Below are 7,261 nucleotides of genomic sequence, written 5' to 3'. Positions count from 1 at the left end.
GTCGTCGACCTGATGACGCTGCCCCGGCCCAAGGACCACCCGCACGGCATGAGCGAGACCCAGTTCACCGAGCTGTTCACCGACACCGTCGACGTGGTCGCCTCGTTCCACGGCTACCTCGGCGCGATCCACCAACTGGTCCACGGCCGGCCCGACGCCGACCGGTTCCACGTGCGCGGCTTCATCGAGGAGGGCACCACCACCACCCCGTTCGACATGACCGTCCGCAACCAGGTCTCCCGCTACCACCTGGTCATGGACGCCATCAACAACGCCAAGCGCCTGCCGCGCGGCGCCACCGAGCTCAAGGCCTGGTGCGTGGCGCAGCTCGCCCGGCACGACGCGTACATCGTCGAGCACCTCGAGGACATGCCCGAGGTCCGCGACTGGACCCTCGCCGACCGGGTGACCGGGTGAGAGGCGCGCACCGGGCGTAATGATCAGCCCCTGAAGCGGCCCGTGCCGGGGTGTCGTAGTGTCGCCTCGTGGTGAAGAGACTTCGTGCGAGCGGCGCCCCGGGGCGGGCCGCCAAGGAGCCGGCCGTACCGGCGGTGGTGAACGTCGCAGCACGTTCCCAGCCCGCCGGCGGCCTGGCCCGGTGGCTGCTCAAGCACCAGGTGCAGCCGGTCGGTCCGGCCGCCGGCGAGGCGCACGCCGAGCAGCACGCCTGGTGGAAGGTGATGTGCCTGACCGGGGTCGACTACTTCTCCAGCCTCGCCTACGTGCCGGCCATCGCGATCGCGGCGGCCGGTGCCGTCTCCCCGCTGGCGACCCTGATCATCGTGGCGTTGACGCTGTTCGGCATGCTGCCGATGTACCGGCGGGTGGCCAAGGAGAGCCCGCACGGCGCCGGATCGGTGGCGATGCTCGAGGAGCTGCTGCCGTTCTGGCGCGGCAAGATCTTCGTGCTCGTCCTGCTCGGCTTCGTCGCCACCTCGTGGATCATCACGATCACCCTGTCGGCCTCGGACGCCAGCCTGCACGTGCTGGAGAACCCGCACGCGCCCGGGTTCCTGCACGGGCACGCGGTGGCGCTGACCGTCATCCTGCTGCTGGTCCTGGGCGGGGTGTTCCTGCTCGGCTTCAGCGAGGCCGTCAGCGTCGCCATCCCGCTGGTGGCGATCTTCCTCGGGCTCAACGCGATCATCATCGGCGCGGGCCTGGTCGACGTGGTCACCTCGCCGACGGCGTGGTCGGCGTGGACGGCCGCGCTGACCGCCGAGGGCGGCAGCTTCGCCGACCTGGTCGGCCCGGCACTGTTCGCGTTCCCGTTGCTGGTGCTCGGCCTCTCCGGTTTCGAGACCGGGGTGAGCATGATGCCGCTGGTCGCCGCCGACGGCGCCGACGCCGAGCAGCGGCTGCGGTCGCGGATCCGCAACAGCCGCAAGCTACTCACCGCCGCCGCGGTCATCATGAGCGTCTACCTGCTCAGCAGCAGCCTCGTCACCACCATCCTGATCCCGCCCGCGGAGTTCGCGGAGGGCGGTGCCGCGAACGGCAGGGCCCTCGCGTGGCTGGCCCACGAGCAGTTCGGCGAGGCGTTCGGCACCGCCTACGACATCAGCACCGTGCTGATCCTGTGGTTCGCCGGCGCCTCGGCCATGGCCGGCCTGGTCAACATCGTGCCGCGCTACCTGCCCGGCTACGGCATGGCGCCCGAGTGGGGCCGCGCCGTGCGCCCCGTCGTCCTGGTGTACACGGCGATCAGCGTCGTGCTCACCATCGCGTTCAAGGCCGACGTCGACGCACAGGCCGGCGCCTACGCCACCGGCATCCTGGCCATGATGGTCTCCGGCGCCTTCGCCGTCACCGTCTCCGCCATCCGCCGCCGCCAGCGCCTGGCGACGGCCGGCCTCGCGCTGCTCACCGGCATCCTCGCCTACGCACTGACCGCGAACATCGTCGACAAGCCCGACGGCATCGCCATCTCCGCCATGTTCGTCGCCGGCATCATCGCCGTCTCGCTGATCTCCCGGGTCTCCCGCACGACGGAGCTGCGCGCCGACCGCATCGAATTCGACGACGCCGCACGCCGGTTCATCACCGCCACCCTCGACCACGACGGTCAGATCAACCTCATCGCCAACCGCCGCCAGGCCGGTGACACCGCCGAGTACCGGCTCAAGGAACGCGAACAACGCGGAGACAACCCCGTCCCCGGCACCGCCGACGTGCTGTTCCTGGAGATCGACGTCATCGACCCGTCGGAGTTCAGCGACACCCTCACCGTTCACGGGGTGCAGGTCGGCCCGCACCGCGTCCTGCGCGCGCAGGCACCCGCCGGCCCCAACGCCATCGCCGCCATCCTGCTCGCCCTGCGCGACACCACCGGCGTACGCCCGCACTGCTACTTCGCCTGGGCCGAGGGCAGCCCGCTCGTACACATGGTCCGGTACTTCCTGCTCGGCCGCGGCGACACCGCACCCGTCGTACGCGAGATCATCCGCAAGCACGAGCCCGACCCCGGGCGCCGCCCGGGCATCCACGTCGGCGCCTAGCGCGTACGACGTCAACAGCGCGTCAAGAATGCGGGTGGCCGCGTATTCATCGCGTCAACACCGCTGACAGCCGTGATCGCGCGGGCTGTGCTGGGGGTGCACACTCCCCCCGCATCCCTGGAGTCGCTCAGCCTGCCCGCGGTGCCGGACCACCTCGCGTGGAACACCGCGGTCAGCTTCGTGACCAACACGAACTGGCAGGCGTACCCGGGCGAGTCCACGATGGGCCACCTGGTGCAGATGGCCGGGCTCGCAGTGCAGAACTTCGTCTCCGCCGCGGTCGGCATCGCCGTGCCGTCGCCCTGGTCCGCGGGTTCGCGGCGCGACGCACCCCTCGGGCTCGCCTACCCCCTGGCCATGGTCGGCGTGGCCCGGGCGATGCCCGCGCCGACGGTTCACCGATGCAGCGGAACGGCACCGTCGTCGGCAGCCGGCTGATCGGCCAGGCCTTCACCGACGCCGGCGGCAACCCGGTGCCGGGGTACTTCCAGAGCCGCCCGTCCGAGGCCTGCGACGGCTACGACCCCACCGCCACCGCCGCGAGCAACCTCGGCCCGGAGGACGTGGTCGACGCCGCCGGCCGGACGTCGCTGCTCACCCGGGTATGCGCCCGCAGCCTCGCCGTCGGCACCCTCGAGGGCGTCGACGGGCGGCGGCCGTACTGCACCGCCGACGGCGTCGGCGCCGTCCTCGCCGTGTTCCGCCGCGACGGGTTCACCGGGCCGGTCACGCGGGTCGTGTCGGTCAATCAGACCGGCACCCCGTTCCTCCCGTCGTACGAGCGCGTACCGGTGGAGCCGGCCAGGCCCGGGGAGGACTACCGGGGCCCTGGGCGGGGTCATCACGCCGATCCGCGGCTACGCCCCGGCCGATCCCGCCGTGCCCGCCGACGCCGTCACGGCCTCGGGCAGCGGCCTCGACCCGCACATCAGCCCCGCGTACGCCGAACTCCAGGTGCCGCGAGTCGCCCGGATCCAGGGCCTGAGCGCGGACGCCGTGCGCACACTGGTACGTGAACACACCGACGGCCGGGCGCTCGGGTTCCTCGGCGAGCCGGGCGTCAACGTCCTGCAGCTCAATGTCGCCCTCGACGCGCGACGGTGAGGAGACCCGGGTGGCACGCGGTCAGCTACGCATCTACCTGGGTGCCGCCCCGGGCGTCGGCAAGACGTACACCATGCTGGAGGAGGCGCACCGGCGCGCCGGGCGCGGCACCGACATCGTCGTCGGTTTCGTCGAGACGCACGGCCGCGAGCACACCGCCGCGATGATCGGCGGCCTCGAGGTCGTCGCCCGCCGGCAGGTCTCCCACCGCGGCGCAGACTTCACCGAGATGGACCTCGACGCGGTCCTCGCCCGGCGCCCCGAGGTGGCCGTGGTGGACGAGTTCGCGCACACGAACGTGCCGGGCAGCCGCAACGCCAAGCGCTGGCAGGACGTGCAGGAGCTGCTGAGCGCCGGCACCACCGTACTGACGACGGTGAACGTGCAGCACATCGAGTCGCTCAACGACGTCGTCGCGCAGATCACCGGCGTCGAGCAGCGCGAGACCGTGCCGGACGCCGTGGTCCGCGCCGCCGAGCAGGTCGAGCTGGTCGACATGACCCCGGAGGCGCTGCGCCGGCGGATGGCGCACGGCAACATCTACCGGCCGGAGAAGATCGACGCCGCGCTCGGCAACTACTTCCGCACCGGCAACCTCACGGCGCTGCGCGAACTGGCCCTGCTCTGGCTCGCCGACAAGGTCGACGACCAGCTCGACAAGTACCGCGCCGACCACCGCATCGACGCCACCTGGGAGACCCGGGAGCGCGTGGTCGTCGCGCTGACCGGCGGCCCCGAGGGCGACACCCTGATCCGGCGCGCCACCCGGATCGCGGACCGCACCAAAGGCGCCGACCTGCTCGCCGTACACGTCTCGCGCAGCGACGGCCTGGCCGGCGCCGACCCGGCCGCGCTGGCCCGGCAGCGGGTCCTGGTCGAGCGCCTCGGCGGCACGTTCCACCAGGTCATGGGCGGGGACATCCCCGGAGCGCTGCTGGAGTTCGCGCGCGGCGCGAACGCCACCCAGATCGTGCTCGGCGCGAGTAGCCGGGGCCGGTTCGCTCAGCTCTTCTCCGCCGGCGTCGGTGTCACCACCGCGGCCCGCTCGGGCAGCATCGACGTGCATCTGGTGACCCATGAACGCGTCCGTCGTGGCCGCGTCGCCCGGCACATGCCGGCAGCGCTGTCCCGCCGGCGGCGGATCACGGGGTTCCTGACCGTGCTGGTCGGGTTCCCGGCGCTGACCTGGCTGCTGCACGTCATACCCCATATGTCGCTGACCAACGACATCCTGCTGTTCCTCGCGGCCGTCGTCGGCGTGGCCCTGATCGGCGGGCTGGGGCCCGCGCTGCTCGCCGCGGTCGGCGGGTCGCTGCTGCTCAACTGGTTCTTCACCCCACCGACCGGCCGGTTCACCATCGCCGAGGGCACCAACCTGCTCGCACTGATCATCTTCGTCGTCGTCGCCATCGCGGTCAGCTGGATCGTCGACACCGCCGCCCGCACCACCCGGCAGGCCGCCCAGGCCAGCGCCGACGCACAGACCCTCGCCACCGTCGCCGGCAGCGTCCTGCGCGGCGCCCGGCCACTGACCGCCCTGCTCGAACGACTCCACGAAACCCTCCACCTGGACTCGGTCGCCCTGCTGGAACGCGACACCCCCGGCTGGACCGTCGTGGCGTCGGTCGGCGGCGACCCGTGCACCACACCCGGTGACGCCGACGCGGAGGCAACCGCGGACGACCGCTTCACCCTGGTCCTGCGCGGACGGGAAATACAGGCCAGCGACCGGCGCATCGTCGAGGCGTTCGCCGCGCAGGCGGCCCTCGCTGTTCGGCAGGAACGACTCACGGCCGAAGCCGCCGCCGCGAAACCCCTCGCCGAAGCCGACAAGATGCGCACCGCCCTACTCGCCGCCGTCAGCCACGACCTGCGCACCCCCCTCGCCTCCGCCAAGGCCGCCGTCGCCGGGCTCGCCGCCACGGACCTGCACCTCGACGACGACGACCGCGCCGAACTGCTCGCCACCGCCGACGAATCCCTGGACAAACTCGACCGCCTCGTCGCGAACCTGCTCGACATGAGCCGCCTACAGGCCGGCGCGCTCGGCGTCCACGCCATAGACATCGGCGCGGAGGAGGTCGTCCCGCGGGCCCTCGACGACCTCGGCGCGACCATCCCCCTGCACCTGCCACCCGACCTACCCGCCGTACACGCCGACCCCGGCCTGCTGGAACGCATCCTGGTCAACCTCGTCGCGAACGCCCTGCGGCACAGCCCACCCGGCAAGCCGCCGATCGTCACCGCCAGCGCGCTCCACAACATGATCGAGATCCGGGTCATCGACCATGGACCGGGCATCCCCGAGGACCGGTGGAACGACGTCTTCCTGCCGTTCCAACGCCTCGGCGACCGCGACAACCACACCGGGGTGGGCCTCGGCCTCGCCCTCTCGCGCGGGCTCACCGAGGCCATGGGTGGCACGCTGACCCCGGAGGAGACCCCCGGCGGCGGCCTCACCATGATCCTCGCGCTGCCCGCCGGCGCGCACCACACGGAGGTACCCGAATGACCCGCATCCTCGTCGTCGACGACGAGCCGCAGATCCTGCGCGCCCTGCGGGTCAACCTGCGCGCCCGCGGCTACGACGTGGACACCGCCGGGGACGGCAACACCGCGCTGAAGGCCGCCACCGGCAACCCGCCCGACCTGGTCGTGCTCGACCTCGGCCTGCCCGATCTCGACGGCGTCGAGGTCATCGGCGGGCTGCGCGGCTGGACCGCCGTCCCGATCGTCGTGCTCTCCGGCCGCGCCGAGAGCCGCGACAAGGTCGACGCCCTCGACGCGGGCGCCGACGACTACGTCACCAAGCCATTCGGGGTGGACGAGTTGCTGGCCCGCATCCGCGCCGCCCTGCGCCGCGCCCAGCCCGCCGCCGAGCGTCCCGCCGTCGTCACGGTCGGCCGGTACTCCGTCGACCTGGCCGCCCGCACCGTCTCGCACGACGTGAGGTTCACCCCGACCGAGTGGCAGATCCTCGACCACCTGCTGCGCAACCCCGGCATGCTGGTCAGCCAGCGCCTCCTGCTGCGCGACGTGTGGGGGCCGCGGTACTCGACCGAGACGAACTACCTGCGGCAGTACATGGCCCGGCTGCGCCGCAAGCTCGAGGAGGATCCGGCCCACCCGAAACACCTGCTCACCGAGCCGGGGATGGGCTACCGGTTCAATCCTTGAGGTTGGCGGCCTTGACCTCGGCCCAACGGTCCAGCATGCCCGGCAGGTTGTCCTGCACCCAGTTGTAGAAGCTGCTCATGCCCGCCAGCCGCTCACCCGCGACGGTGTCCGGGCCGCCCGCGGCGACGGCGCCCTGTGCGGCGGCGTCGGCCAGGGTCTTGAGGAGGGTCATCTTGGCGACGGTCACCTCGTACCAGGAGTCGTCCACGAGGCGGTAGCGGTCCCGGCGCGAGCCGGGCACGTGCTCACGCGTCACCATGCCGAGCTGGGTCAGGTATCGCACCGCGCCCGAGATGGCCGCCGGGCTGACGTCCAGGCGTTCCGCCAGCTCCCCCGCGCTCAGCGACCGCTCGTCGGCCGCCATCAGGGTGAACACCACCCGGCCGGCCATCCGCGGGAAGCCCCAGTCGCCGAGCAGCCGGGCCATGTCCTCCACAAAGTTGCGCAGCCCGGCTTCGTCTCGCCCAGATCCCCGGGACATG

General features: G+C 72.2%; 4 protein-coding genes and 3 pseudogenes. 6 read left to right on the top strand and 1 reads right to left on the bottom strand.

The genetic code is table 11. The features are described from left to right. The 6 genes and pseudogenes from AB0B58_RS19920 to AB0B58_RS19895 form a co-directional block, all read left to right on the top strand. Positions 1-417, top strand: a pseudogene (locus AB0B58_RS19920) (phosphoketolase); the annotation flags it as partial. Between the two features lie 134 nt (positions 418-551). Continuing rightward, positions 552-2,498 carry an amino acid transporter gene (locus AB0B58_RS19915; RefSeq protein WP_360225328.1) on the top strand — a complete coding sequence of 649 codons (1,947 nt, stop codon included), beginning with the start codon at positions 552-554 and terminating at the stop codon, positions 2,496-2,498. 153 nt (positions 2,499-2,651) lie between these two features. Then, positions 2,652-2,818, top strand: a pseudogene (locus tag AB0B58_RS19910) (potassium-transporting ATPase subunit KdpA); the annotation flags it as partial. Next, a pseudogene (locus AB0B58_RS19905) lies at positions 2,790-3,602 on the top strand (potassium-transporting ATPase subunit C). The pseudogenes AB0B58_RS19910 and AB0B58_RS19905, both read left to right, overlap by 29 nt. Positions 3,603-3,612: 10 nt before the next feature. Then, complete coding sequence (locus AB0B58_RS19900; RefSeq protein ID WP_360225308.1) at positions 3,613-6,114, top strand: DUF4118 domain-containing protein; 2,502 nt, start codon at positions 3,613-3,615, stop codon at positions 6,112-6,114. Beyond that, positions 6,111-6,779 (top strand): response regulator, encoded by a 669-nt coding sequence (locus AB0B58_RS19895; RefSeq protein WP_360225306.1) that lies wholly within the window; start codon positions 6,111-6,113, stop codon positions 6,777-6,779. Before AB0B58_RS19900 ends, AB0B58_RS19895 begins: the two co-directional genes overlap by 4 nt. Here the strand turns inward: AB0B58_RS19895 and AB0B58_RS19890 are convergent. Continuing rightward, positions 6,769-7,260, bottom strand: coding sequence for a MarR family transcriptional regulator (locus AB0B58_RS19890; protein ID WP_360225304.1), 492 nt, complete (start codon positions 7,258-7,260; stop codon positions 6,769-6,771). The two genes, AB0B58_RS19895 and AB0B58_RS19890, sit on opposite strands and share 11 nt — an antisense overlap. Position 7,261 lies beyond the last annotated feature (1 nt).

The organism is Actinoplanes sp. NPDC049118 (assembly GCF_040648555.1).
Classification (GTDB): Bacteria; Actinomycetota; Actinomycetes; order Mycobacteriales; family Micromonosporaceae; genus Actinoplanes.
Note: the sequence above shows the minus strand (reverse complement) of the source record. Positions and strands in the feature narration are given on the sequence as shown.

What these genes read in the sequence shown, in the direction of transcription:
- AB0B58_RS19895 (WP_360225306.1), top strand. Translation starts at nt 6,111, where the DNA reads ATGACCCGCATCCTCGTCGTCGACGACGAGCCGCAGATCCTGCGCGCC.
- AB0B58_RS19890 (WP_360225304.1), bottom strand. Translation starts at nt 7,260, where the DNA reads ATGTCCCGGGGATCTGGGCGAGACGAAGCCGGGCTGCGCAACTTTGTG.